Here is a 23,651-nt window from a genome sequence, read left to right as displayed (position 1 = left end):
ATGACGCAGCGAAGATAAAAGCTTTCATTTCAGAGCGGCGGCAAGGGCGGGGACAAAGCGCGATTCGTAATCGGTGCCGACCAGCGGCCCGGTAAATTTGAACAGAACCGTGCCGTCTCCATCAATGATGAAGGTCTCGGGCGGCGCGGAGACGCCCCATTCCACCCGGTTGCGCCCGTCCGGATCGGTGGCAATGGCAAAGAACGGATTGCCGTCTTTCTCGAGATAGCCGGCCGCATCGGCCTCTTTGTCCATGATATTCACGCCGGCGACCCTGATGCCATCCGCCGCCATCGCCTTCAGAACCGGGTGTTCCGCCCGGCAGGGCGGGCACCAGGAGGCCCAGAAATTCACCACCGTCACCTCGCCCTTCCGGAGGTCATCCCCCGTCAGAAGCGGTGTTCCGGGCAAGGATGTCGCGGGCAGAACCGGCGCCGCGCGCCCGATAAAGGTCGAGGGGATCTCGCCCTGCCCGTCGCGATGCATCCCGAACCAGAAGACAGCGGCGAGACCGGCAAAGGCTAGGGGCGGCACCAGATAAAGCGCCTTCATGCTTTGGCCCCCGCAGCTTTTGCCTGCGCGACCCGTGCTTCTGCCTCGGTCAGCGCCCGCGCCACCCGCCGGGATTGCACAAGCGTCAGTGCAAGCAGCCCGGCCAGAGCCAGAAGCGTTGCCCCCCAGGCGCCCAGCACCGTTGCCGCATAGTCTCCAAGATCCGGCATCATCCAAGCCTCTCCCTTGCCTCAAGAGCGATCAGCCGCCGCGCCCGGATCAGCATCCGGGTTCTGAGCAGCACGATCAGTATGAAAAACAACACGAATCCGACGAGACAGATCACCAGCGGCACATAATAGGCCACATCCAGCGGGTCTTTCTCGCCGACCTTCAGGATGGTCGAATCCTGATGCAACCCCTGGTTCCAGAACTTGACCGCATAGCGCGACATCACCGCAAAGACCGAACCGACGACACAGAGAATGCCGGTCAGATCGGCGGCGGTTTCAGGATCTTCGATCGCCGACCAGAGCGCGATATAGCCAAGATAAAACAGCAAGAGGATCAGGAATGAGGTCAGGCGCGGATCCCATTCCCACCAGGTGTTCCACATCGGCTGGCCCCAGAGCGCGCCGGTCACGAGGGCAATCAGCGTGAACACGAGCCCCGCAGGCGCCGCCGCCCGTGCCGCCAGCGCCGAGACATGGTGACGCCGGATCACCCAGATCAGCGAGGTGACCAGCATCATGATCCAGGCATTGATCGCCATCATCGCCGCTGGCACATGGATGAAGAGGATCTTGACGGTCGAGCCCTGTTTGTAGTCGTCAGGGGTGAAGAAAAAGCCCCAGATCAGGCCAATCCCCAGCGACAGGCCTGCAAGTGCTGCGATCCAGGGCAGGACCCGCCTGGAAAGCCGCATGAAATTTCTCGGATTGGCGAATTCCCAAATCGACATATCGGCCCGTCTGTTCTGCCTCACCCGTGCTTTGTAGCGCGCGAGACTCTGTTATAGACTGATTCAGCGCAAGTTAACCCGAATTGCGGCGGCTGCGGCGAAGGGCAGCAGCGCCAGCGAACCAGCTGTGATCGCGGCGAGGAGCGCAAGCGGTGTCGCCGGTGCCAGACCGGTCGCGCCGCGCCGCACCACCTCGGCGCCAAAGACCAGCGTCGGCACGTAAAGCGGCAGCACGAGGAGCGAGAGCAAAAGCCCGCCGCGCCTGAGACCGATGGTCAGACTGGCCCCAAAGGCCCCGATCACCGAAAGCGCCGGCGTGCCGACCGCGAGCGAGAGCAGAAGCCAGGGGTATCCGGGGGCAGGCAGGTTCAGCAAAACCGCGAGCAGCGGCGCGGCCAGCGTCAGCGCCAGCCCCGTGACCAGCCAATGCGCCAGCGCCTTAATCGCCACGACCCCTTCAAGCGGCAAGGGCGCCGTGGCCAGAAGGTCAAGGCTGCCATCCTCATGATCCAGCGCGAAAATCCGGTCGAGGCTGAGGAGCGAGGCGAGAAGCGCCCCCACCCAAAGGACGCCGGGCGCGATCGCGGCAAGAATGGCGCTGTCCGGCCCGACACCCAAAGGCACCAGCACCACAACCAGCAGGAAGAAGGCGAGACCAAGGCCAAAGCCCCCCCCGGCGCGGAAGGCAAGCGAGAGGTCGCGGGCCAGGAGCGCGATCATCCTGGCGCTCCGATGATCTCGCCGAACGCGTCGTCAAAGCCACCGGCGACGGCGCGCTGGTGCTTTGGCCGGAAGGGGGTGAGATCCAGCCCCCCCGCCTCCTCAAGGCCGAGATCAATATGAGTGGCGATCAGCGCCGCGCCGCCCTCTTTGAGATGGGCGCGCAGGACGCCGGCGAAAAGCGCAACGGCGGCCTGATCAAGCGAGACGGTCGGCTCATCCAGCAGCCAGACCGGCCGTCCGGTGACCAGAAGCCGCGCGAGACCGAGGCGGCGTTTCTGCCCGGCGGACAGTTGCCCGGCGGCGCGGTGGCGCAAGGCAGTCAGCTCCAGCCGGTCCAGCGCGGCTGCCGCTGCCGTCTGACCGCTGCCATAGACCGAAGCCCAGAAGGAGATATTCGCGTCCACCGTCAGCGCGGATTTCAGCCCGTCGGCATGGCTGGCATAGGCGAGGTCATCCGTGGCGGCACTGATCGCGCCGGAAACGGGAGGTTGCAGCCCGGCGATGGTGCGCAGCAATGTGGTCTTGCCGATGCCGTTGGGGCCGCGCAGCACAAGGGCCTGGCCGGGGCACAGGGTGAAGCTGATCCCCTCCAGCACCACCAGCCCGCCACGGGCGACCGCGAGATTTTCGACCCTGAGTTCCATCGCACTGCCCTAGCCCGTTTCGCGCGCCGCGCCAATTCCTGTGAAGGAATTGGGCCGGAATTTTCCAAAATTCCGGGCTGCCTCAGCCGAGGGGCAAAAGCGCGGCCGAAATTCTGCGGCCCTCGGAGAGCAGAAGGTTATAGGTGCGGCAGGCGGCGGGCGAGGACATCGGCTCGACGCCGATCCCGGCGGCTTCCAGCGTCTCGCGCAGGGCGCGCGGCGGCCAGGCGATCTCGGCGCCCATGCCCAGAAGCAGCACATCAATCCGCCCGGTCAGGTCCAGCAGGCTCGCCAGATCCTCAAGCCCGCCCCAGGGGCCGGCATCCCAGGGCGTGATCAGCGACGGCCCGCGCAGCACATGATCATTCACCCGGAAAAAGCCGGGCCCGTAACCGTCAATCGGCCGGGCCTCGGCATAGCTGATTTCGGTCAGGCGCATGCCCGACCCATTCGCAATACTGACTTACGCATCGACATCGGCGAATTCGCTCGATTTCTTCGGGGCTTTCGGTTTGTCTCCGCGATCAACACCCAGATAAAGCACGATATTCTTCGCCATATAGAGCGTCGACCAGGTTCCGAGAACCACACCCAGTGTCATCGCGAAGACAAAGCCCCGGATCACATCTCCGCCCCAGATCAGCAGCACGATCAGCACCAGCAGCGTCGAGGTCGCCGTCATCACGGTCCGGGACAGCGTCTCATTGGTGGTGAGGTTCATCATCTCACGCAGCGGCATCGCCTTGTATTTCGCAAGATTCTCGCGCAGCCGGTCAAAGATCACCACGGTATCATTGACCGAATAGCCAAGGATCGTCAGCAGCGCCGCCACGATGGAAAGATCGAACCGGATCTGGAACAGCGAGAAGATCCCCACCGTCACGATCACGTCATGCAACAGTGCCGCCACAAGCCCGACCGCCATCTGCCATTCGAACCGCATCCAGATATAGACAAGGATCGCGGCCGAGCCCGCAAGGATCGCGGCAACCGCTTTCCAGATCAGCTCGCCCGAGACTTTCGGCCCGACCGATTCCACCGAAGGGAAAGTGATCGCCGGATCGACGGCCTTCAGCGCCTCTTCGATCTCCTGGATCACCTCGGGCGTCACCGCCTCTTCGCCTTCACGCGCGCCGATCCGGATCTGCGCGACATGCTGATCATCGCGGAAGGACGGGTCCTTCACTTCCGAGATCGAGACATCCCCCAGCTGAAGCGCGGCCAGCGCCTCGCGATATTCCGCCACATCGACCGCTGCGGTCGATTCGGTGCGGATCGTCGTGCCCCCTTTGAAATCGACCCCGAAATTCAGCCCCATCACCGCGACGCAGATAAGCGAGGCGACAATCATCCCGACCGAAAGCGAGAAGGTGATCCACTGATGTTTGAAGAAGTCGAAATTCGTCTTTGCGGGGACGAGTTTAAGACGCCATGCCATAACCGTATCCTCCCCTTAAACTACGAGCGTTTTCGGGCGTTTGTTGTTGATATAGAGCTCGACCACCAGCCGCGTCACATAGACGGCGGTGAACATCGAGGTGATCACGCCCAGCGTGAAGGTCACCGCAAAGCCCCTGACCGGGCCCGAGCCGATCCAGAACATGATGAAACCGGTCATCAGCGCGGTCACGTTTGCGTCCATAATGGCCGAGAAGGCGCGTTCAAACCCGACCTGACAGGCGCGCTGCGGGTTGGCACCGTCGCGCAATTCGTCGCGGATCCTCTCGAAGATCAGCACGTTCTGGTCGATGGCCATGCCCATGGTCAATACGATCCCCGCGATCCCGGGCAATGTCAGTGTCGCCCCGATCGCCGACAAAAGCGCCACCAGGATGACCACGTTCAATACCAGCGCCACATTGGCGAACCAGCCGAACAGGCCGTAAGAGGCCACCACATAGATCAGCACCGCCGCAAGGCCGATCAGCGCGGCGGTCTTGCCGGCCTCGATGGAATCAGCGCCCAGCTCCGGCCCGATGGTGCGTTCTTCCAGAAAATCCATCTTTGCCGGCAGGGCTCCGGCGCGCAGCAGAACCGCAAGTTCTGTGGTTTCCTCGACCGAGAACCGGCCGGTGATGATCCCTGCGCCGCCCGAGATATGGGACTGGATCGTCGGCGCCGAGATCACCTGATTGTCGAGCACGATGGCAAAGGGTTTGCCGATATTATTGGCGGTGTAATCGCCAAAGCGGCGCCCGCCTGCCGTGTCAAAGCGGAAGCTCACCGCCGGGCGCTGCATCTCATCCTGGGCCGGGCGGCTGTCGACAAGGTTCTCGCCCGAGACGACCGGGGTTTCCTCGACGATATAGTAGAGGCCGGGCTGGTCCTTCGACGGCAGCAGCATATTGCGCGGCCCCGGATTGGCCCCCGCATCCGAGGTCGAGCCAACCACGGCGTTGAAGGTCAGTTTCGCGGTGGTGCCGATCAGTGATTTCAGCTCGGCCGCCGAGCCGATGCCCGGCACCTGGATCAGGATCCGGTCAGAGCCCTGGCGCAGAATGGTCGGCTCGCGGGTTCCGGCCTGGTCAACGCGGTTGCGGATGATCTCGAGGCTTTGCTGCATCGTGCGGTCATCGGTCGCGGTCTTTTCGCTCGCGGTCAGCTGGATCACGATATCCGCGCCCTGCGAGGTGATGGTGATATCCGAGGCCTGCGAGCCGGTCAGCGTCATCACCGGCGAGGCGAGCTTTTGCAGCGCGGCCATCGCCTTGGCCATATTCTCGGGGCGCGAGATGGTGATGCGCAGCGTGTCTTCCGGCGAGGGCGCGCGGCGCACGGAACCGACATCATCACGCACATCGCGCAGCGCATCGCGCGCTTCGGGCCAGAGCCCGTCGATCCGCGCCTTGTAGACATCTTCGACCTGAACCTGCGCCAGAAGATGCGCGCCGCCCCTGAGATCAAGCCCCAGCGGCATCAGCGCCGAAGGGGCCCAGCTCGGCCAGAGCGCCAGATCCGCCGCCTCTTCTACCGTGGCCACACCATCGGCTTTCGCGATGTCGGCAGCCGCATCATTATGCCGCTCCACACGGTCGTAAAACGCATTGGGCAGCGCAGCGATGATCCCCCAGGCACATACCATGAGGATCAGAACTCTTTTCCAGGTCTCGGTCGGCGTCATGTCAGCCTCAGAAGTCACATATCATATACCGGACCGGGAGGCGGACCGGCATCAGGTGCGGCCCCGGGGAAAGCCCGGGGTTGCGCGGGGTCTCAGGACGCCGCAGCTTCGGTGCGGTTCAGAACCTGGGTGATGGTCTGCTTGACCACTTTGACCTTGACGCCCTCGGCGATCTCGACCTCGACCATGCCGTCTTCCTGCACTTTGACCACCTTGCCGACGATCCCGCCCTGGGTGACCACCTGGTCGCCCCGGCGCAGCGCCTCGACCATGGCACGATGCTCTTTCATCTTCTTTTGCTGCGGGCGGATCATCAGGAAATACATGATGCCGAAGATAAGGATCAGCGGAACAAAGGAAGCGAGGGCGGAACCTGCTCCGGGCGCGGCGGCCTGGGCGAAAGCGGGGGTCACGAACATTGTGGCTATGTCTCCGGCATCTGTCGGTTGGCAGTGAGAAGGCAGGCCGCACCATCCGGCGCGCGCCCCGCCTCCCCGATCACCGGCCCATCTAAGCGGTTTTTGCCGCTTGCGCCAGAGGAACCGCACCATGACCGGCACGGGCGTGATGGTCTGCTCTGTCGCGCGGCAGAAAGGGGGCTGCTCGCCCCCTCGCGGCAAAGCCGCTCACTCCCCGGGATATTTAGAGACAGAAAATGGCAAGCGAAGCTCAGTTCCATTTTCTGTCTCTAAATATCCCCGCCGGAGGCATCCGCCCGCAGCCAGAAGCACACGCCTCGCCCTCTTTCCCCGCCCGCAGGCATCTGCCATAAACAGGACCGCAATTCCTGCAAGCCAGCGAGGCCAGTTCCATGCATGATATCCGCATGATCCGCGAAAACCCTGCCGCTTTTGATGCGGCGCTCTCCCGTCGCGGGCTGGCCGCTCTCTCGCCTGCCTTGCTGGCGCTGGATGAGGCCCGCCGCGCGAAGATCCTCGCGGCTGAGACCGCTCAGGCAGACCAGAACCGCGCCTCGAAAGAGGTAGGCGCCGCGAAAGCGCGTGGCGATGATGCCGAATTCGAGCGGCTGCGCGCGCTGGTGGCCGAGAAAAAGGCCGAGATCGCCCGCCTGACCTCTGAGGCGGAGGCCGAAGACAAAGCCCTGCGCGACCAGCTGGCCACGATCCCGAACCTGCCGCTCGCCGAAGTGCCCGAAGGCGCCGATGAGACTGACAATGTTGAGATCCGTCGCTGGGGCACGCCGAAAACCTTCGATTTCACGCCGGTCGAGCATTTCGAGATTGCCGGCGTAAAACCGGGCATGGATTTCGCCACCGCCGCCAAACTCTCCGGCGCACGCTTTGTGGTGCTGAAAGGCGCGGTGATCCGGCTGCACCGGGCGCTGGCGCAGTTCATGATCGACACCCATGTTGACGACCATGGGCTGACCGAAATGTGGACCCCGGTTCTGGTGAAGTCTGAGGCGATGTTCGGCACCAACCAGCTGCCGAAATTCGCCGAAGACAGCTATGAGACCACCAATGGCTGGTGGCTGATTCCGACCTCGGAGGTCACGCTCACCAACTCCGCCGCCGGCGAGATTATCGACGAGGCCGCGCTTCCGACCCGCATGACCGCCCATACACAATGCTTCCGTTCGGAAGCCGGTTCGGCCGGCAAGGACACCACTGGCATGCTGCGCCAGCACCAGTTTGAAAAGGTCGAGATGGTGACGCTTTGCACGCCGGAAACCGCGCTGGCGGAACATGAGCGTATGACGGCACAGGCCGAGGCGATTTTGCAAAAGCTGGGCCTGCCCTATCGCACCGTGGTGCTTTGCACCGGGGATATGGGCTTTGGCGCGCAGAAGACGCATGATATCGAGGTCTGGCTCCCGGGGCAGAACCGCTACCGTGAAATCTCTTCGGTCTCCACCTGTGGCCAGTTCCAGGCGCGGCGGATGAACGCGCGCTACCGCCCGTCCGAAGGGGGCAAGCCCGATTTCATCGCGACGCTGAACGGGTCCGGCCTTGCCGTCGGGCGCTGCCTGATCGCGGTCCTGGAAAATGGTCAGCAGGCGGATGGATCTGTCGCACTGCCGCAGGTGCTGCACCGCTATCTCGGTGGCAAAACCCGCATCGGGGCGGATGGCACTCTGGCCTGAGAAAGAACCAGGGGGCCTCGCGGCCCCCTTGCCGGCGGCTGGGTACTCTGAAGTCGGCAGCCTCCGTTTCTTCTGAAATCAACTTGAGGCGCCGACATCCCTATCCGGGCTGTCACAGAGATTTGTCACATAGTCTCCCGCCACCAGTTTGCGTCCCATGCCTGCCGGTACTCGCACCGATACCGGGCGCCCTTTTCGCGGCCAGGAGGGCATTTCGGATCCGCAGGCGGGAGAGATATGTGAAGGAGGAGCAAGCGCTTCCCGCGATCGTCTCCCCGCTGGCTGGCCCTTTCTCTTCCTGGCCTTGAACCTCGCCTCAAGCTCGCGGTGACTCGGCTTACCTCAAAAGCTGACAGATCGAGCCCCCGAGACTGCCTTCTCCAGATCCCCGGCTCCGTGCACCACAATCTCAAGAAGGCTCTCACCGGTCCCGCGACAGGAACGCCATCGGGTCACGAGACATTGGCGAGGTGCATCCGGAGTACGAAGCCGCCAGGGTCAGCGCCCGCAAATGTCTGCACCTGCCGCATTAACTGGCATTCATGGCTATCTGCGCGTCACCTGGCGCAGAAAGCTGCAACAAGGCACGCCGCGGTCGCAGATCCCGTTTCAGTGATTTCCAGGGCTTATCGCCCACCGGCTGATTTCACCATCGGCATATTTCGGGACCGGAGCTGAGCGGCGTTGCCGCGAGGGGGCTGCCCCCCTCTCTTACTTCTTCACCTGTTTGCCCTGGTGTTTCCGCAGCCGCGACGGCGTGTGGAATTTCTTCTCACGGAACGGGTTCTGATCACCCTGGCCACGCAGGAAGAGGCGGATCGGCGTGCCGGGCATCTCAAAATGATCCCGCAACCCATTGATAAGATAGCGTTTGTAGCTTTCCGGCACTTCATCCTGCCGCGAGCATTTGATCACGAAACCCGGCGGCCGTGTCTTGGCCTGGGTGATATAGCGCATCTTGATCCGATGCCCGCCCGGCGCGGGCGGCGGGTGTGCTTCGGTCATGGCCGAGAGCCAGGAGTTCAGCCGCGCCGTCGCCACCCTCCGGTTCCAGACCGCATGGGCGCGCAGGATCGCATCATGAAGACGGTCCATGCCGCGCCCGGTCTTGCCGGAAATCGTCACCAAAGGCGCACCGCGCAGCTGTGGCAGCAGCCGCTCGAACATCTCTTTCAGCTCGGCCAGCTTGTCCTGGCGCTCCGTCTCCAGATCCCATTTGTTGATCGCGACCACGACCGCCCTGCCCTCGGTCTCGGCAAAATCGGCGATCCGCAGGTCCTGGGTTTCAAACGGGATCTCATTGTCGAGAAGCACCACCACGACCTCGGCGAACCGCACCGCGCGCAATCCGTCCGAGACCGAGAGCTTTTCAAGCTTTTCGACCACCCGCGCCTTTTTGCGCATGCCCGCCGTGTCCCAGATCCGGATCGGCGTGCCCAGCCAGTCGGTCTTGATCGAGATCGCATCGCGGGTGATCCCGGCCTCGGGGCCGGTCAGCATCCGGTCCTCGCCAAGGATCTTGTTCACCAGCGTCGATTTACCCGCATTCGGGCGCCCGATCACCGCGATCTGCAGCGGTTTCGCCGCCGAGGGGCGCCAGCTCTCATCGGCGCCCTCGTCATCGCTGTCCAGCTCGCTGTCTTCGGGCAGGTCAAGATCGGTGTCCGGGGTGATTTCGGCCTCGCGTTCGGCGAATTCGGCCTCGTAGGGGCGCAGGATATGATAAAGATCATCCATCCCCTCGCCATGTTCGGCGGACATCCGGACCGGCTCGCCCAGACCCAGCGAATAGGCCTCCATTGCGCCGGCGTCGCCGGCCTTGCCCTCGGCCTTGTTCACACCAAGGATCACGCGGGCGTTTTTCTTGCGCAGGATCTCGGCGAAGGTCTCGTCGGTGGCGGTCACCCCCACGCGCCCGTCGATCACGAAAAGGCAGATATCCGCCATTTCAACCGCGCGTTCCGTCAGCCGGCGCATCCGGCCCTGGAGGCTGTCATCGGTGACTTCCTCCAGCCCCGCCGTATCGATCACGGTAAAGCGCAGATCAAAGAGCCTGGCATCACCCTCGCGCAGATCGCGCGTGACACCCGGCTGGTCATCGACCAGCGCAAGCTTGCGGCCCACCAGCCGGTTGAACAGCGTGGATTTGCCCACATTCGGGCGGCCAACAATGGCGAGGGTGAAGCTCATGACACGGTTCTCCTGAAGCTCGCCCTGTTACACGGCAATCGCCTCAGCGGAAAGCCAGAAGTTGACCGCTGTTCGAGACCACGTAAAGTGTTCCCCCCGCGACTGCCGGTTGTGTGGCCGCACCGCCGGGGATTTCGACAGTCGCGACCAGCGCGCCGTCAACCGGTGAGAAGCCGCGCAACACGCCATCCGACGAGGCCACCCAGATCCGGCCACCGGCCAGAACCGGGCCGTAATGGGCAGTGATCGCCTTGTGCTTTTTGACCTTCTCGGCGGTGAAATAGGGCAGTGCCACCGCCCAGATCACCTCGCCCGTCGCGGCGTCAAGCCGCGCCAGCCGCGCCTCATCAGAGACGATAAAGACCGAGCCGCCGCCCATCGCCAGGGGTCCGAGCGCGCCCTCTTCGGCCTCCCAGATCCGCTCGCCCGAGCCGACATCCATCGCAACCGTGCGACCGGCTGCGGTGCCGGTGTAAAGCGTGCCGCCCACAAGTGCCGCGTCACCGGTCACATCCTGCGCCTCGCCATAGGCGATGCCAGGCCGGCGCCCCGCGATGGATTTCTGCCAGACTTTCGAACCGCCGCCGATTTTCAGCACGGCCAGCAGATCACCGGCTCCCGAAGGGAAGATCACCGCGCGATCCGCAACCGTTGGCGCCGCCGAGCCCATATAGCCCGCAACGCCCGGCGTGCCGATCACCTGCCATTGCACCTTGCCGTCATTGGCATTGAGCGCCCAGGCCGCGCCGTCGCGCCCTGCAACATAGACCACGCCATCCGCCACCGCCGGCGCGCCCTGGACCGGGCTGTCGACACGTTGCCGCCAGAGCATCTGGCCAGTGGCCGCATCCATGGCGATGACTTCGCCATAAGCGGTCGAGGCATAAAGCCGCCCGCCATCCGCCGCGAGACCGCCGCCCGAGACACGGCCACCGCGGTCGGTTGCGGGCGTCAGATCGGCCTGCCACAACAGCGCGCCACTGCTGGAAACTGCCGAGGCGACCATGGCCGCGTCGATGGTGAAAACCCGTCCCCCCGCGACAACCGGCGCGGCTGCAATGCGGTGACGGCGCGAAGAGCCCTCGCCGATCGAGGTTGCGAAAGCCAGTTGCGGCGTGGCCCGCAGCGCCGCATGCGGGGCGTCATGGCGGACATTGCCACCGCGCTGCGCCCAGTCGGCATTGTTTTGCTGTGCGGGCAGGCTGATCGGGGCGGAACGCGCCACGGGGCCCGCATCGCGCGACGAAGAGCCGGCCAGCACATCGCGCACATCGACCCGCTCACCGGAGAGGATCAGTTCACGTTCCCCGCAGGCACCAAGAAGTGCCAGCCCCGCCACTGCGCCCATCAGCCAGCCGATCCGCCGTTTCATGCTCACGCCCTGCCTCATCATTCCAGTTTCTCTGCTCTGCCGGCGGCGCTCTGGCCTCTCCCGCAGCACGTGGTCTTTGCCGTTTATTCGTTGCCCGATGGCGCTGCGCCGGACGCTGCCGCAGCTTCCGCCGGTGCCAGATCGTTCACCACTTCGGCCGGCTTGCCACCCAGCACGGTGACGATCTGCTCTGCCCTGCCGCGCAAGGCCGCGCTGGCCTCCTGATCGGTCGAGAGGCTGTTCAGCGCCGCAATCGCCGCCGTGGCATTGCCCTCTTCGATCAGCAGCCAGGCCAGCTGTTCGGACGCCAGCAACCGGTAGGGCCGGCCCTGGACCGCGATGGCCTCAAGCGCCGCACGACGCTCGGCTGCGGGCTGATCCGCCCCTGCGACAATCACCCGCCGCAGAATCGCAAGATCACGCCAGGCCGGGTCAAGGGTCTGATCGGCGATCACCTTGTCCAGCGCTGCCAGCGTGGCCGGCCTGTCTTCCTGCGGGTCCGAGGCTTCGATCATATCGCGGATCACCGCCTGGGAGCCGGTGGCGGGAATCGCCGCCAGCGCCTCGCGCCGCGCTTCGGGCGAGCCGGTATCCAGCGCCTCGAGAAGCGCGTCGCCAAAAAGCTCGGCCCGTGCCGCGTCCCGGGCCTGTGACCATTGCTGCCAGCCCGAACCGGCCACGATCACCAGGATCAGGACGCCGCCGACCCAGCCCCAGCGGCGGAAAGCCCGTGTCAGCTTTTCGCGGCGAAGCTCGTCGGTGACTTCGTCAATGAAACTGTTGGTGTCGCTCACTTGCCCCGGGCCTTCCTGCCGTCAGTCCTTGTTCCGCCACGTCTTACAGGGATTCCGGCAATCTTGCCAAGTCCCGCGCGCCCCTTTAGGCCCCTATCCGCCCCCATGACCTGTGCCAGGGGCCTGCCTCTGCCGCCCGCGCCTGCCCCTGCCGGGTCAGGGCACCGGCGCGGCATCCGCCCCCGTCCCGGCCCGCAGGGCCGCAAGCCTTTCGCCGTAAATCGTGATCCAGTCGTGGAACGGCCCCTCCGGCAGCCGCCCCGCGCTTTCAAGCCCGTTCAGAAGCGCCACTGACTCGGTGAGATAGACCGAACCATCGCGGTAGTAGAAACTCGCGCGATACAGGCTCTGCGCCAGATCGGTCACATTATAAGGGTTTTCCGGTTCGACCCCGGCAAGCCAGCGCAGGATCGCCAGCGCTTCTTCCTCATTGCCGCGCCCGGCTTCGAGCTCCGCGAGGAAGTAGTTCGCGTCTGACAGAAAGCGCAGCGCATAGGCCAGGGCACGCTGATCGACGAGAGAGGCCGGCTTTTGCCCCGCGATCCATTTCCGCAGCGCCACCGCCGCCTCGTAATCCTGTTTTGCGGCGGTGAAATTCTCCTGCGCCATCAGCACCCGGCCCGCATTTTCCAGCGCCGAGGCGTAATCCTGGGCGGCCATCACATTCCAGGGATCCGCGGAGGACGCCGCGAAAGCAAAGCCCGCCGCCTCGCGATACGCCGCAAGCGCCGCCGTGAGATCACCCGAGGCTTCCAGCGCGCTTGCCAGCCGGTTGGCGGCGAACATCCGGTCCAGAAGCAAACTGGGGTCATTCGGGCGCAGCACAGCCACCCGGTCCATCCGTTCAACCGACTGGCGGGCAAGATCGATTGCGCGGGGAATATCCTGCAAAGCCAGCAGAACCTGGACCTGGATGTTCAGGCCGATGCTCAGCTCGCGCAAAAGCGAGACATCCTCGGGCCGGTCTGTGGGCGCCGCCGCCCGCACCGCCTCGCGGATCTCGCGGCTTTCATCCAGCAGCGGCAGCGCCGCCGCCGGCTCATTACTGCGCCAGAGCGCCTCGCCCATCGAGACGAGGGTAAAAGCGACATCCAGCTGGTAAAGCTGCACCGTCGGCGCGGTCGCGGCCAGCCAGCGACGGATCTCGAGCGAACGCGTGTAAAATTCGCGCGCGGTGGTCGCATCGCCCAGTTCGCCATAAATCCGCGCCAGCCGCTCCAGCGAGATCGTCAGATCGCGTTGCGGCGGCAGGTTTTGCGGGTCGATATCCACCACCGCCTGCCGCAGGATCAGCGCCTCATTCGCCGCCTCAAGCGCCTCGTCAAGCGCGCCCTCGCCGAGATAGAGGCCGCCGATCCGCTCATAGGAAATCGACAGATCACGCAGCCAGATCGCGTTTTGCGGGTCAAGATCGACCAGCTCACGCCGGAGCCCGAGCGCATGCTGCCAGTTCATCAGCGCAGAGCCGGTGTCACCCATTGCCAGCAGCACATCACCGATCCGCGACAGGGTGACGGCGCTGTCGCGCTTATGCACGACATTGCCCGGATCCTTCGCCTGCTGTTCGTCGCGGATCTTCTGCGCCTCCATCAGCACCGCCAGCGCCGAATCATATTGCTGCTCGCCCATCAGCATCTCGCCCAGCCGCTCATAGCCAACCGCCAGATCAAGCTGGTAGCCCGCGATGCCCGGATGTTTGTTGACGAGGTCCTGGCTGATCCCGAGCGCGATGTCATAGGCCGCGCGGGCGCGTTCATAATCGCCAAGCGCCGACCAGACATCGCCGAGCTTTTCCTGCGTGAACGAGACATCGCGCGCATGGGTCACGCTGTCCGGCGACAGGTCATAAAGCGCCAGCGCAATCTCCAGCGCCGCCTGATGCGCGGCAAGCGCGCCCTGGAAATCCGACAATGTCAGCCGGATCGAGCCTCGGCTGTTCAGGATCACCTCGCGCTCGCGACGCAGATCCTGGTCCTCGGGCCAGGCGGCTATCAGCGCGGCGGTCAGGTCATCGGCACGGGCATAGTCTGCATCGGCCTCGGCCAGGAAGCCCTGCTGCGCCTTGATCTCGCCCGATCCTTTCAGCGCCCACATCAACTGGCGGCGCCAGCCGATATCATCCGGTTCGGCGCGGGTCAGGCTGTCAAGATAATCCACCTGGCTGAGCGTGATGCTCAGCGCGGAAGAACTGTTGCCCGCAACCAGATAGAGCCAGGCCAGATCGCTGAGGGCCAGCGCATAGGCCTCTTTCGCATCACGGTCAGGCAGATCGGCGCGGACCCGGTTGTAAAGCTCGGTCGCATGGGTGAGATCGCCGATCGCCAGATCATAGCGCAGGCTGGCCCGCGCCGCATTGGCATTCAGCACATGGGTCGCCGCCTGCGACAGGGTGCGTGCCACGAGATTGTCGCGGATCGAGCTTTCCGATTTCGCATCAATTGCCGCCGCTTCGGCCATCAGCACACGGCCAGCCTCCGAGGCCCCAAGCGCGAATTGCTCCTCGGCCTTTGCCCTGAGTTCCGAGACCCGCGGATCATCCGAGGCCAGCCGGAGCAAATCGGATTCAAAAGCCGTATAAGACAGGGCAGCCTCTTCCAGCTTGATCCGGCGCTCCCCGGCTGAAAGCTTTTCCAGATCCCCCGTCACCACCGCACGGTAAAGCGGCGCCAGCGGCATGTCATTTTGCGCCGCCACCGCCTCGACCTCGCCGCGCAGGTCGGGCGGGTATTTCTCCATCGCGACCAGAAGAAGCTCGCGTTCCGGCAGATCCCCTTCGCCCGAGAGGTAGACGAGGCGCGGCAAGCCGCTTTCGATATAGGGCATCTGGCGCCCGCGCGAGCGGTCATAGACATCTTGCTGCACGAGGGTCAGTGAAAGCCGCAACTCGGTGCCTTCGCGGCCGAAATGACGCAAAAGCGCCTCGGTGAAAGGCGAGTTCTTGCCATTGCCATCGGCAGCGGTCTCGCCCGGGGCGGCGGCAAAAGCGATCAGCGCGCCATCGGCCCGCCCGATGCGACCAAGTCCCGGCACGGTCTTTGGCGCATCACCGCTGTCATCCGCCAGAGCCACCGCGCCGCGCCCGTCCGGATCCGAGGCGCCATTGCCGGCAAAAGGATCGTCGCGACAGGCATCGAGCAGAAAGACCGCATTGGGCGAAATGGCCGCGAGCGTCTCCTGCACCTCGGACAACGGCAGGGATGAGGCCGCGAGCCCGGCGGCGCTTTTCGCCTCGGCATCGACCGGCAGCAGGTAATTCACCCCGTCAATCGCCACGCCATGCCCGGCATAAAAGACCAGCGCCAGATCGGCGCCGGCACCATCCGCGCGAAAATCCTCCAGCGCCCGGCGCATCCGCCTCAGATCGCGGTCCGTCTCGGTCCAGACCTCAAACCCGAGCCCCTTGAGCATATCCTCAATCGCACGGGCATCATTCACCGGGTTCGAGAGCGGGCGCAGATGGCGATAGTCCTGCGCGGCCAGCACAAGCGCCACACGCCGTTCGGCCAGAGCCGGCGCCGCGAGGCCGAATATCAGCAGGAGAACAAAGAGAAAGCGGCGCAGCATCTGAGTGATCCGGAACTGTGGCCAGTCTCGCGCTGCGACACGCCCGGGTCAAAGGGAAAATCCGCACCGCCGGCTGAGGGAATCCTGACCGGGCAAGAAAGGGGGCGCTGCCCCCTCGCGGCTTTGCCGCTTCCCCCGGGATATTTAGAGACAGAAAATGAAGAGATCCGGGCTCATTTTCTGTCTCTTAAATATCCCCGCCGGAGGCATCCGGGCTGCAAAGCCCGGAAAAGGTCATGCCGCCGCGTCCTCTTCTTCGGCGCGCTGCTGCGCCCACATCGCAGCATAGCGGCCGCCTTTGGAAAGAAGCGCGTCATGGCGACCCTGTTCGATGACACGGCCCGCTTCCATCACCAGGATGCAATCCGCATCCGCAATGGTCGAAAGCCGGTGCGCGATGGTGATCACCGAGCGGCCCTCGCCCATTTCATGCAGGCTCTCCTGGATCGAGCGCTCGGTCTGGGTGTCCAGCGCCGAAGTGGCCTCATCGAGGATCAGGATCGGCGGGTTCTTCAGGATGGTACGCGCTATACCGACCCGTTGCTTTTCACCGCCCGAGAGCTTCAGCCCGCGTTCACCGACGGTGGTGTCATAGCCGTCCGGCAGGCTCTCGATGAAGTCATGGATCTTTGCCGCCCGCGCCGCCGCGATGATATCTGCCTCGGTCGCATTGGCGCGGCCATAGCCGATATTATAGCGGATCGTGTCATTGAAGAGCACCGTATCCTGCGGCACGACGCCAATCACGTCATGGAGCGAGCTTTGCGTCACATCGCGAATATCCTGGCCGTCGATCCGGATCGCCCCTCCGGTCACGTCATAAAACCGGAACAGGAGCCGCGCGATGGTCGACTTGCCCGAACCGGAATGCCCGACCAGCGCGAGGGTCTCACCCGGGGCCACCCGCAGGCTCACGCCTTTCAGGATCTCGCGCGAGGGATCGTAGGAAAAGAACACATTGTCGAAGGTGATCTCGCAGCCGTTAACCGCGATCGGCTTTGCATCGGGGGCGTCCACAACTTCAGCTGGCTGCGACAGAAGGCCAAACATCGCCCCCATATCGACCAGCGCCTGGCGGATCTCGCGGTAAACCGTGCCCAGAAAGCCGAGCGGCAGGGTGATCTGGATCATATAGGCATTGACCATGACGAAATCGCCAACCGTCAGCTGCCCCTGCTGCACGCCCAAAGCCGCCATCACCATCACCGCGATCAGCCCTGCGGTGATCAATAGCGTCTGGCCGACATTGAGGATCGAGAGCGAGAGCCCGGTCTTCACCGCCGCCGATTCGTACAGCTTCATCGCGCCGTCATAGCGCTCGGCCTCGCGAGCTTCTGCGTTGAAATATTTGACGGTTTCATAGTTCAGCAGGCTGTCCACCGCCTTTTGATTGGCGTCGGTATCCTGATCATTCATCTCCTGACGGATTTTTACCCGCCATTCGGTCACCGCGAAGGTGAACCAGACGTAAAGCGCAATCGTCACCGCGACGACGACCGCATAGCTCACCCCGAAGGCAAAAGCGAAGATCAGCGTCACCAGCACCAGTTCGAGGATCAGCGGCCCGATCGAGAACAAGAGGAACCGCAAGAGGAACTCGACCCCTTTCACACCGCGTTCGATGATCCGCGACAGTCCGCCGGTGCGGCGCGAGATATGGTAGCGCATCGACAGCCGGTGAATATGGCTGAAGGTCTCAAGCGCAAGCCGCCTCAGCGCCCCCTGGGCGACCCGCACGAAGACCGCATCGCGCAATTCCTGGAACAGCACCGCGCCAAGCCGCGCCAGCCCGTAAGCCACCACCAGCCCCACCGCGCCAAGCGCCATGATCCGCGCCGGATCCGCCGCGCCCTCGCCGGCAAGGCCGTCCACCGCCAGTTTGTAAAACCAGGGTGTGATCACCGAAATCACTTTGGACACCAGGAGGAAGGCCAGCGCGATCATCACCCGGCGCCGGACCCAGAGCTGGTCTTTCGGCCACAGATGCGGCGCAACCCGCAGGATGGTCTGCCAGCCGGAGGCCGGCGCATCGGGCGATGCGGAGGGAATTGGGTCGGGAGCGGACATGGATGGCCTTCGCGAAGAGCTGCCATTGCGGGCTTTATGTGCTGCGGCCGCAAATTCTGCGGCCTGGCGCAATGGTGGCTTGAGTTATTTCAAGGTTTCATGAATAGTTGAAACATGGATCAGAGTAAAGACCCCGATCACCCAGGCATAACGGATCTTCCGGACCTGGCACGCCCCGCAGATCTCGCCGCCAGGCCGGGACCTGCGGCGTTCCGTGCGGCGCCCTCCGGCGAAGCCGGTCTGGACGCTCCCGGGATGGCCGCTCCCTTTGATCCGCTTCAGCGCGGGCAGGCCCTGCGCGCTTTCTCGGCGCTGTCACATGGCGACCGGCTTGATCTGATCCGCCTGCTGGTTCCCGCCGGACCGGACGGGCTGGCTGCGGGCGAGATCGCGCGCCTGCTTGGGCTTTCGGCCTCGCGGCTGTCGTTCCACCTGTCGCAACTGGAGCAGGCCGGGTTGCTGACCGCCCGCAAAGTGGCGCGGCATGTGTTCTACGCGGTTGATCCCGCCGGTGTCGGAGCCGCGATTTCGCATTTGCTGAATGATTGCTGTGCCGAGCATCCCGAAGTGATTGCCTGCTGCCAGGGCAATATGACCAGGGCCGGGCCGCCGCAAAGCGGCAGGCCCGTCGCGAACCAGCCCGTTGCGGAACAGACTGCCGCCAACCAGTCTGGCGCAAACCAGCCGGTCAACGCCCCGGAATCGTAAAGACCTGGCCGGGATAGATCAGATCCGGATCGATGATACGGTCGCGGTTGGCCTCGAAAAGCTGGACATACAAGACCCCCTCACCGAATTCCTCGCGCGCGATGGCCCAAAGCGTATGGCCAGGCTGCACCGTCACCGAAATGGCGGGCGACGCCGGCAAGGCGGTCTGTATCGGGATCCCCGGCACAGCCGGAGCGGGCGCTTCAGCACCGGCGGGCGCCGCTGACGCGAGCGGCTGTTCTGATGTTTCCGGCAAGGCGGCTTCTGCCCTGGCCAGCGCGGCAAGCTCTGCAGGTACTGCCTCGCTTGCGGCCTGAGCCCCGGGCTGCGGCTCCGGCTCCGGCTCAGGCGCCGCCGCCACGACAGCAAGAGCCGCGGCCTCTGCCGGCTGCGGCGCTGCTTCAGGCGAAAGCCCCTCGGGCCGGGTATTTTCGGGCGGCGGCGTCCCGGTGGCAGCCGCATCGACACCGCCCCCCGCCAGCGTCGCCAGCGCCTCGGGTGTCTCACGGCGGAACGGGATCTCGACCCGCGAGGTCACCTTGCCCCCGCCATCCAGCTGATCAACCCGCAACGTATAGAGCCCCGGCGCAATGGCCGGGATCTCTGCCTGCCAGCCGCCCGCCCCTTCGACCCCGACCTCTGCCGGCCCCACCGGCTGGTCATCAAGATAGAGACGGATAAAGGCCCCGGGCGCGCCACTGCCGCCGATCTGCACGATGCCGGGCGACAGATAAGAGATGGTCTGGACAAGCACCGGGGACACCAGATGTGTGTCCGCCGGGTTTGCGGGCTGGAGGAGCACGACCCCTTCCTCGCTGATCTTCAGCGCCACCGGAGCAGCCTCTGCGCCTGCTTCGGCAATCGCAACCGGTGCGAAATCGGGAAGCTGCTCCGCCGTGGCTGCGGCTCCCGTTGCGGTCTCTCCTGTTGCGGTCTGCGCCGCAGCATTCTCCGCAGGCGGCACAACCGCACCAGTCACCGGCCCCATCGCGATCACCTCGGCCGACGGGATCCGCCTTCCATCCTCCAGCACCATCACAAGGCTGAGGATCGCGGGCGACGGATTGGGCGCGAGCGTGGTCACCAGCGCAAATTCGCCGCCACGCGTCACCCGCGTCATGCCGATCTCGGCCCCGTCGATAAGAACCAGCACCTGCGCATCCGCCTCGCCGAGCCCGCCGATGGTCGCATGACCGCCCGGAGCCACCGCCCAGGTGGTGATGACCGGCGCCGCAATATCTGCGGCCCCGGAAGGCGCATCGGCGGCAGCAACCGCCCCGCCCTGCCCTGCCTGTGCGGCACTGTCCTCAGCCTGTCCATCCTGCGGAAGCTGCGCGATCTGCGCGGCAGGCTGCGTCCCCTCGTCCCCGCCCGTGCCACCACCGGCGTCCGGTCGCCAGCCCGATATCATCACCCCCAGAGCAAGAGCCGCACCCGCACCCGCAACCGATACCACCGTACGCGCGCCCGCGCCCAAGTCACTCCAGGCCTTCATCCGTTCCCCTCTCCGTCACCGTCGCGCGATCCGCGCGGCCTCAGCCCCCTTCCGGCCGGACAGGTTTCCCCGACGCCTCTTCGTCAGGTTTCCCATCGCATCCCGGCAGGTTTTCCCCTAAAGGAAACCCCGATATCGCCCCCGCTGGCAATCGAATTCAGGAGTCCCAATGCAGCTTCCCTCAATCTGCGTCTTCTGCGGCTCGCGCCCCGGATCCAATCCCGCCCATGTCGCCACCGCCCAGAGCTTCGGGCGTGAAATCGCCGCGCAGAAATGGCGCCTCGTCTACGGTGCCGGCGATGTCGGCCTGATGGGCGAGGTCGCCCGCGCCGCCCAGGGGGCCGGCGCCACCACACTTGGCGTGATTCCGGTGCATCTGCTGGGGCTTGAAAAAGGCAAACGCGATCTGACCACTTTTGTGATCACCGAAGACATGCATGAGCGCAAAAAGGTCATGTTCATGAATTCGGATGCGATTGTGGTGCTGCCGGGCGGCGCCGGCAGCCTCGACGAATTTTTCGAAGTGCTGACCTGGGCGCAGATCGGGCTGCATAAGAAACCCATCTTCCTGCTCGATACCGATGGCTACTGGCAGCCGCTGCTCGCGCTGATCGACCATATCATCCGCGAGGGCTTTGCCGATGCCTCGCTGAAAACCCAGTTCAGCGCCGTCCCCGATGTCCCGGCCCTGACAGAGGCGCTCACAGCCGCGCTCCAGGCCCGCCTCACCGCCTGAGCCATTCCTCTTGACCCAAATACTCCCGCCGGAGGCATACCCGGCGGGCCATGGTCACCGGGCTCAGGGCCTCTCGCCCGGCAAAACCACCCGCTCCACATGGTAGCCGGCATCGCGGATCATGCTCACCAGCCCCAGATCCCCCGGCAGATGCGAGGCCCCGACCGCAATCACCGCATTGCCCTGACCGGCCAGGCTCCGGATCTTTTCCATCCAGATCGCATTGCGTTCGACCAGCAGATAGCGCTCGGCAAGATCCACCACCTCACGCCCGCGCGCCGCACCCAGCACCTGTTCCGCCCAGGCATCCGACCAGGCATCCATCAGCCCGATCCGGCCCTCGAGATAAAGCGCGAAACCGGTCTCCCGCAGCCCGGCAAGCGCGGAATCCGGCCCGAGATAAAGCCCGTATAGCAGCAGCGCCGCCCGTGCCGCCGCCGCGCGTTCCGGCGCCGTCAGCTCTGCGCCCAGCTCCCATGGCTCTTGCAGCCCCGCGATCCGCGCCCCCGCAAGCCAGCCGGTCTGAGCGATGAAATAGTCCTGGGCCGGCATGAAGGGGGTGAAATCCGAACAGGGGTCTGACAGCAACAGGCTGAACAGACCGGCATCGGTCATCATCGACATATAGCCCGGATCCCAGCCAAAGGTCTCAAGCCGCAGCGCGATATGCTCGAGGATCTGTGGCGGGAAATCCGCGCGGTCATCCGGCGCGGCGCCCGGGCGGATGAACATCCAGGCCTGGTCATTGGCGCGGCGGATATCGGCGCGGGTGTCGGGCTGCGCATTGAACTCCAGCGCCACAACATCAGCAGTTTCAAGCACCTCGCGCAGCTCTTGTGGCAAATCAAGCAGGCGGCGCTCAGAGACATGATAGGTGCCCCAGAGCCAGGAGATCTGGCCGCCCGGCGCGGTGATCTTCCAGAACCGCCCGAGGCTGTTCGGCACCTCCCCGGCGATGGCAGAATAGCGCGCCTCTTCCGCGACGGACAGAACCTCGCGCCAGACCCGGATCTCACCCGTGCTACAGGCCTCGCGCGTGAACCAGTCCTGGGCCGCGGCCGGCTGCGGCAGCCCGGGCATTGCGCTGAGCGCCAGGCAAAGCGCCGGTACCGTTTTTCTCCACCCCATGCCGCCGGCTCCTGCCCTTAACCATTCTCCGGCGCCGACTTTCGCCCCGGGCCAGGGGAAAGGGAAGATGCGTTCCGTACAGGTCCGGAGCATCCGCGACGCGCCGGGCTGCCCCTGGTCAGGAGGCGCAAAGCCAGGATCTTGCGCACAGGATCCCGTGGCAAAGCCGCGCCGAAAAAAGGCCCCGCCAGCGCAATGCGGCGGGGCCCCTTTTGTCATCCGTCAGGGACGGATCAGAGTTTCGCGGCGACGGCTTCCCAGTTCACCAGCTTTTCGAGGAAGTTCGACAGGTAGGCCGGACGCTTGTTGCGGAAGTCGATATAGTAGGAATGCTCCCACACATCGCAGCCCAGAAGCGCGGTCTGACCAAAGCAGAGCGGGTTCACGCCATTCTCGGTCTTGGTGACCTTGAGCGACCCGTCCTTGTCTTTCACCAGCCAGGCCCAGCCCGAACCGAACTGACCAGCGCCGGCTGCGGCGAAATCTTCCTTGAATTTCGCAACCGAGCCGAAGCTCTCGGTCAGCGCCTTTTCCAGCGCGCCGGGGATCCCGACCTGGTCCGGCCCCATGATTTCCCAGAACAGATTGTGGTTCCAGTGCTGCGAGGCATTGTTGAAAATGCCATTCTGCGCCACAGCGCCAGCCTGATAGGTGCCGACGACGATCTCGTCGAGCGACTTCTTCTCCCATTCGGTGCCGGCAATCAGCTTGTTACCATTGTCGACATAGGCCTTGTGATGCAGGTCATGGTGGAATTCCAGCGTTTCCATCGACATGCCAAGCGGCTCAAGGGCGTTGTATTTATAGGGCAGATCGGGAAGATGAAACGTCATCGGACTCACTCCTGTTCGGATGGGGCGTTACGTCTGGAATAAGGGCGCATCCGCCCCGAAGGTCAAGCCCGGAGAGGCAAATGAACCCGCTCGCATTGCGGCGGCGAGGAGAAAAACTGGCCTCTCGCGCCAATATCCGCCAGGGAAACACGGTCACGCGCGCCCGGGATTTGCGTCATATCGCCGGACCCAAACAACATACCGCGCTGCAAAAAGCGGGGATCAGGGGTCAGCCCCGCGACTTGCCCTTGCGCCGCGTTTTCTGCTGTTCTTCCTTGCAATTGCCGTAAACAACAACCGGCGTATTGTCATAGCCATGCGCATGGCTGCGGACCGAGATCCGCCCATCGCCCTGGTTCCATTTCGCGCTGTAGCCAAAATTCGCCCGTCGGCCAGTCTTCTCGTCGCGATGGTTTTTAACCACCCATTCCAGCCTGATCTTCTTGCTTTCCGCGGTCTGACTGGCCTCGATCGGCTCGCCATAGATTGCATGAATCAGCGGATCATAGACCGCAACCGGGCCCTTGCCCGGCTCAAGGGAGATGACCAGCGGTGTGGTGCTGAACCCTCGATTTGCTTTGACATCGAGATCGCAGATCAGCACCAGCGCATCGGCGCGCGTGGCTGCGAGCGTCCCGGCAAAGGCAAAGACAACGATGGGAAGGAAGCTGTTAAAATACCGGATCATCTATATTTCTCGCTGGAATCGCTGGCCGGTC

Annotated in this window: 21 protein-coding genes; 3 read left to right on the top strand and 18 right to left on the bottom strand. The window is 64.3% G+C overall.

Annotation, left to right across the window (positions count from 1 at the left end; all coding sequences use genetic code 11):
- Positions 1-24 precede the first annotated feature (24 nt).
- The 9 genes from JC607_RS08295 to yajC form a co-directional block, all read right to left on the bottom strand.
- On the bottom strand, positions 25-552 hold the full coding sequence (locus JC607_RS08295; RefSeq protein ID WP_198836470.1) for a DsbE family thiol:disulfide interchange protein: 528 nt from the start codon (positions 550-552) through the stop codon (positions 25-27).
- Positions 549-725 (bottom strand): heme exporter protein CcmD, encoded by a 177-nt coding sequence (ccmD, locus tag JC607_RS08290; RefSeq protein WP_198836469.1) that lies wholly within the window; start codon positions 723-725, stop codon positions 549-551. Before ccmD ends, JC607_RS08295 begins: the two co-directional genes overlap by 4 nt.
- Entirely contained in the window at positions 722-1,453 is a 732-nt protein-coding gene (locus JC607_RS08285; protein WP_198836468.1) for a heme ABC transporter permease, read from the bottom strand. Before JC607_RS08285 ends, ccmD begins: the two co-directional genes overlap by 4 nt.
- Before the next feature lie 63 nt (positions 1,454-1,516).
- The gene (gene ccmB / locus JC607_RS08280) at positions 1,517-2,173 is read right to left on the bottom strand and encodes a heme exporter protein CcmB (RefSeq protein WP_198836467.1); all 657 of its coding nucleotides are present in this window, start codon (positions 2,171-2,173) and stop codon (positions 1,517-1,519) included.
- Entirely contained in the window at positions 2,170-2,820 is a 651-nt protein-coding gene (gene ccmA, locus JC607_RS08275) for a heme ABC exporter ATP-binding protein CcmA (RefSeq protein ID WP_198836466.1), read from the bottom strand. Before ccmA ends, ccmB begins: the two co-directional genes overlap by 4 nt.
- Before the next feature lie 82 nt (positions 2,821-2,902).
- Positions 2,903-3,259, bottom strand: a complete 357-nt coding sequence (locus JC607_RS08270; RefSeq protein WP_198836465.1) for an Mth938-like domain-containing protein — start codon at positions 3,257-3,259, stop codon at positions 2,903-2,905.
- Between the two features lie 24 nt (positions 3,260-3,283).
- On the bottom strand, positions 3,284-4,258 hold the full coding sequence (gene secF / locus JC607_RS08265) for a protein translocase subunit SecF (protein WP_198836464.1): 975 nt from the start codon (positions 4,256-4,258) through the stop codon (positions 3,284-3,286).
- 15 nt (positions 4,259-4,273) lie between these two features.
- On the bottom strand, positions 4,274-5,941 hold the full coding sequence (gene secD / locus JC607_RS08260; protein ID WP_198836463.1) for a protein translocase subunit SecD: 1,668 nt from the start codon (positions 5,939-5,941) through the stop codon (positions 4,274-4,276).
- Positions 5,942-6,033: 92 nt separating this feature from the next.
- Positions 6,034-6,360, bottom strand: a complete 327-nt coding sequence (yajC, locus tag JC607_RS08255) for a preprotein translocase subunit YajC (protein ID WP_198836462.1) — start codon at positions 6,358-6,360, stop codon at positions 6,034-6,036.
- A gap of 392 nt (positions 6,361-6,752) precedes the next feature.
- Between yajC and serS the strand changes: the two genes are divergently transcribed.
- Positions 6,753-8,045: a serine--tRNA ligase gene (gene serS / locus JC607_RS08250; protein WP_198836461.1), complete on the top strand. Its 1,293-nt coding sequence runs from the start codon at positions 6,753-6,755 to the stop codon at positions 8,043-8,045.
- A 711-nt stretch (positions 8,046-8,756) separates the two neighbouring features.
- On the opposite strand, the gene der is transcribed toward serS, so the two are convergent.
- The 5 genes from der to JC607_RS08225 all read right to left on the bottom strand — a co-directional run bounded on the left by der (position 8,757) and on the right by JC607_RS08225 (position 18,032).
- Positions 8,757-10,235, bottom strand: coding sequence for a ribosome biogenesis GTPase Der (der, locus tag JC607_RS08245; protein ID WP_198836460.1), 1,479 nt, complete (start codon positions 10,233-10,235; stop codon positions 8,757-8,759).
- Between the two features lie 43 nt (positions 10,236-10,278).
- Complete coding sequence (locus JC607_RS08240; protein WP_233092791.1) at positions 10,279-11,607, bottom strand: PQQ-binding-like beta-propeller repeat protein; 1,329 nt, start codon at positions 11,605-11,607, stop codon at positions 10,279-10,281.
- A gap of 83 nt (positions 11,608-11,690) precedes the next feature.
- Positions 11,691-12,401 carry a hypothetical protein gene (locus tag JC607_RS08235; protein WP_370584773.1) on the bottom strand — a complete coding sequence of 237 codons (711 nt, stop codon included), beginning with the start codon at positions 12,399-12,401 and terminating at the stop codon, positions 11,691-11,693.
- 156 nt (positions 12,402-12,557) lie between these two features.
- Positions 12,558-15,965, bottom strand: a complete 3,408-nt coding sequence (locus JC607_RS08230) for a caspase family protein (protein ID WP_198836459.1) — start codon at positions 15,963-15,965, stop codon at positions 12,558-12,560.
- 234 nt (positions 15,966-16,199) lie between these two features.
- Positions 16,200-18,032 carry an ABC transporter ATP-binding protein/permease gene (locus JC607_RS08225; protein ID WP_198836458.1) on the bottom strand — a complete coding sequence of 611 codons (1,833 nt, stop codon included), beginning with the start codon at positions 18,030-18,032 and terminating at the stop codon, positions 16,200-16,202.
- Between the two features lie 255 nt (positions 18,033-18,287).
- Here JC607_RS08225 and JC607_RS08220 point away from each other — a divergent pair, with 255 nt between their 5' ends.
- Positions 18,288-18,740: a helix-turn-helix transcriptional regulator gene (locus JC607_RS08220; protein ID WP_198836457.1), complete on the top strand. Its 453-nt coding sequence runs from the start codon at positions 18,288-18,290 to the stop codon at positions 18,738-18,740.
- Here the strand turns inward: JC607_RS08220 and JC607_RS08215 are convergent.
- Complete coding sequence (locus JC607_RS08215) at positions 18,721-20,235, bottom strand: LysM peptidoglycan-binding domain-containing protein (protein ID WP_233092776.1); 1,515 nt, start codon at positions 20,233-20,235, stop codon at positions 18,721-18,723. The two genes, JC607_RS08220 and JC607_RS08215, sit on opposite strands and share 20 nt — an antisense overlap.
- A gap of 169 nt (positions 20,236-20,404) precedes the next feature.
- Here JC607_RS08215 and JC607_RS08210 point away from each other — a divergent pair, with 169 nt between their 5' ends.
- Positions 20,405-20,971, top strand: coding sequence for a TIGR00730 family Rossman fold protein (locus JC607_RS08210; protein ID WP_092896542.1), 567 nt, complete (start codon positions 20,405-20,407; stop codon positions 20,969-20,971).
- Between the two features lie 63 nt (positions 20,972-21,034).
- Here JC607_RS08210 and JC607_RS08205 read toward each other — a convergent pair whose 3' ends face one another.
- The 3 genes from JC607_RS08205 to JC607_RS08195 all read right to left on the bottom strand — a co-directional run bounded on the left by JC607_RS08205 (position 21,035) and on the right by JC607_RS08195 (position 23,620).
- Entirely contained in the window at positions 21,035-22,099 is a 1,065-nt protein-coding gene (locus JC607_RS08205) for a TraB/GumN family protein (protein ID WP_198836456.1), read from the bottom strand.
- Positions 22,100-22,332: 233 nt separating this feature from the next.
- The gene (locus JC607_RS08200) at positions 22,333-22,932 is read right to left on the bottom strand and encodes a superoxide dismutase (RefSeq protein WP_198836455.1); all 600 of its coding nucleotides are present in this window, start codon (positions 22,930-22,932) and stop codon (positions 22,333-22,335) included.
- A 229-nt stretch (positions 22,933-23,161) separates the two neighbouring features.
- A complete protein-coding gene (locus JC607_RS08195) occupies positions 23,162-23,620 on the bottom strand; it encodes a hypothetical protein (protein ID WP_198836454.1) in 459 nt (152 codons plus the stop codon).
- Positions 23,621-23,651: the final 31 nt, after the last annotated feature.

The organism is Paracoccus sp. IB05 (genome assembly GCF_016405985.1).
Lineage (GTDB): Bacteria > Pseudomonadota > Alphaproteobacteria > Rhodobacterales > Rhodobacteraceae > Pseudogemmobacter.
This window is presented reverse-complemented; position numbering and strand designations above follow the sequence as displayed.

What these genes read in the sequence shown, in the direction of transcription:
- JC607_RS08225 (WP_198836458.1), bottom strand. Translation starts at nt 18,032, where the DNA reads ATGTCCGCTCCCGACCCAATTCCCTCCGCATCGCCCGATGCGCCGGCC.
- JC607_RS08210 (WP_092896542.1), top strand. Translation starts at nt 20,405, where the DNA reads ATGCAGCTTCCCTCAATCTGCGTCTTCTGCGGCTCGCGCCCCGGATCC.
- ccmD (WP_198836469.1), bottom strand. Translation starts at nt 725, where the DNA reads ATGATGCCGGATCTTGGAGACTATGCGGCAACGGTGCTGGGCGCCTGG.
- JC607_RS08285 (WP_198836468.1), bottom strand. Translation starts at nt 1,453, where the DNA reads ATGTCGATTTGGGAATTCGCCAATCCGAGAAATTTCATGCGGCTTTCC.
- ccmA (WP_198836466.1), bottom strand. Translation starts at nt 2,820, where the DNA reads ATGGAACTCAGGGTCGAAAATCTCGCGGTCGCCCGTGGCGGGCTGGTG.
- ccmB (WP_198836467.1), bottom strand. Translation starts at nt 2,173, where the DNA reads ATGATCGCGCTCCTGGCCCGCGACCTCTCGCTTGCCTTCCGCGCCGGG.
- JC607_RS08295 (WP_198836470.1), bottom strand. Translation starts at nt 552, where the DNA reads ATGAAGGCGCTTTATCTGGTGCCGCCCCTAGCCTTTGCCGGTCTCGCC.
- yajC (WP_198836462.1), bottom strand. Translation starts at nt 6,360, where the DNA reads ATGTTCGTGACCCCCGCTTTCGCCCAGGCCGCCGCGCCCGGAGCAGGT.
- JC607_RS08230 (WP_198836459.1), bottom strand. Translation starts at nt 15,965, where the DNA reads ATGCTGCGCCGCTTTCTCTTTGTTCTCCTGCTGATATTCGGCCTCGCG.
- JC607_RS08215 (WP_233092776.1), bottom strand. Translation starts at nt 20,235, where the DNA reads ATGAAGGCCTGGAGTGACTTGGGCGCGGGCGCGCGTACGGTGGTATCG.
- JC607_RS08195 (WP_198836454.1), bottom strand. Translation starts at nt 23,620, where the DNA reads ATGATCCGGTATTTTAACAGCTTCCTTCCCATCGTTGTCTTTGCCTTT.
- JC607_RS08270 (WP_198836465.1), bottom strand. Translation starts at nt 3,259, where the DNA reads ATGCGCCTGACCGAAATCAGCTATGCCGAGGCCCGGCCGATTGACGGT.
- secF (WP_198836464.1), bottom strand. Translation starts at nt 4,258, where the DNA reads ATGGCATGGCGTCTTAAACTCGTCCCCGCAAAGACGAATTTCGACTTC.
- JC607_RS08200 (WP_198836455.1), bottom strand. Translation starts at nt 22,932, where the DNA reads ATGACGTTTCATCTTCCCGATCTGCCCTATAAATACAACGCCCTTGAG.
- JC607_RS08240 (WP_233092791.1), bottom strand. Translation starts at nt 11,607, where the DNA reads ATGAAACGGCGGATCGGCTGGCTGATGGGCGCAGTGGCGGGGCTGGCA.
- JC607_RS08205 (WP_198836456.1), bottom strand. Translation starts at nt 22,099, where the DNA reads ATGGGGTGGAGAAAAACGGTACCGGCGCTTTGCCTGGCGCTCAGCGCA.
- serS (WP_198836461.1), top strand. Translation starts at nt 6,753, where the DNA reads ATGCATGATATCCGCATGATCCGCGAAAACCCTGCCGCTTTTGATGCG.
- der (WP_198836460.1), bottom strand. Translation starts at nt 10,235, where the DNA reads ATGAGCTTCACCCTCGCCATTGTTGGCCGCCCGAATGTGGGCAAATCC.
- JC607_RS08220 (WP_198836457.1), top strand. Translation starts at nt 18,288, where the DNA reads ATGGCCGCTCCCTTTGATCCGCTTCAGCGCGGGCAGGCCCTGCGCGCT.
- secD (WP_198836463.1), bottom strand. Translation starts at nt 5,941, where the DNA reads ATGACGCCGACCGAGACCTGGAAAAGAGTTCTGATCCTCATGGTATGT.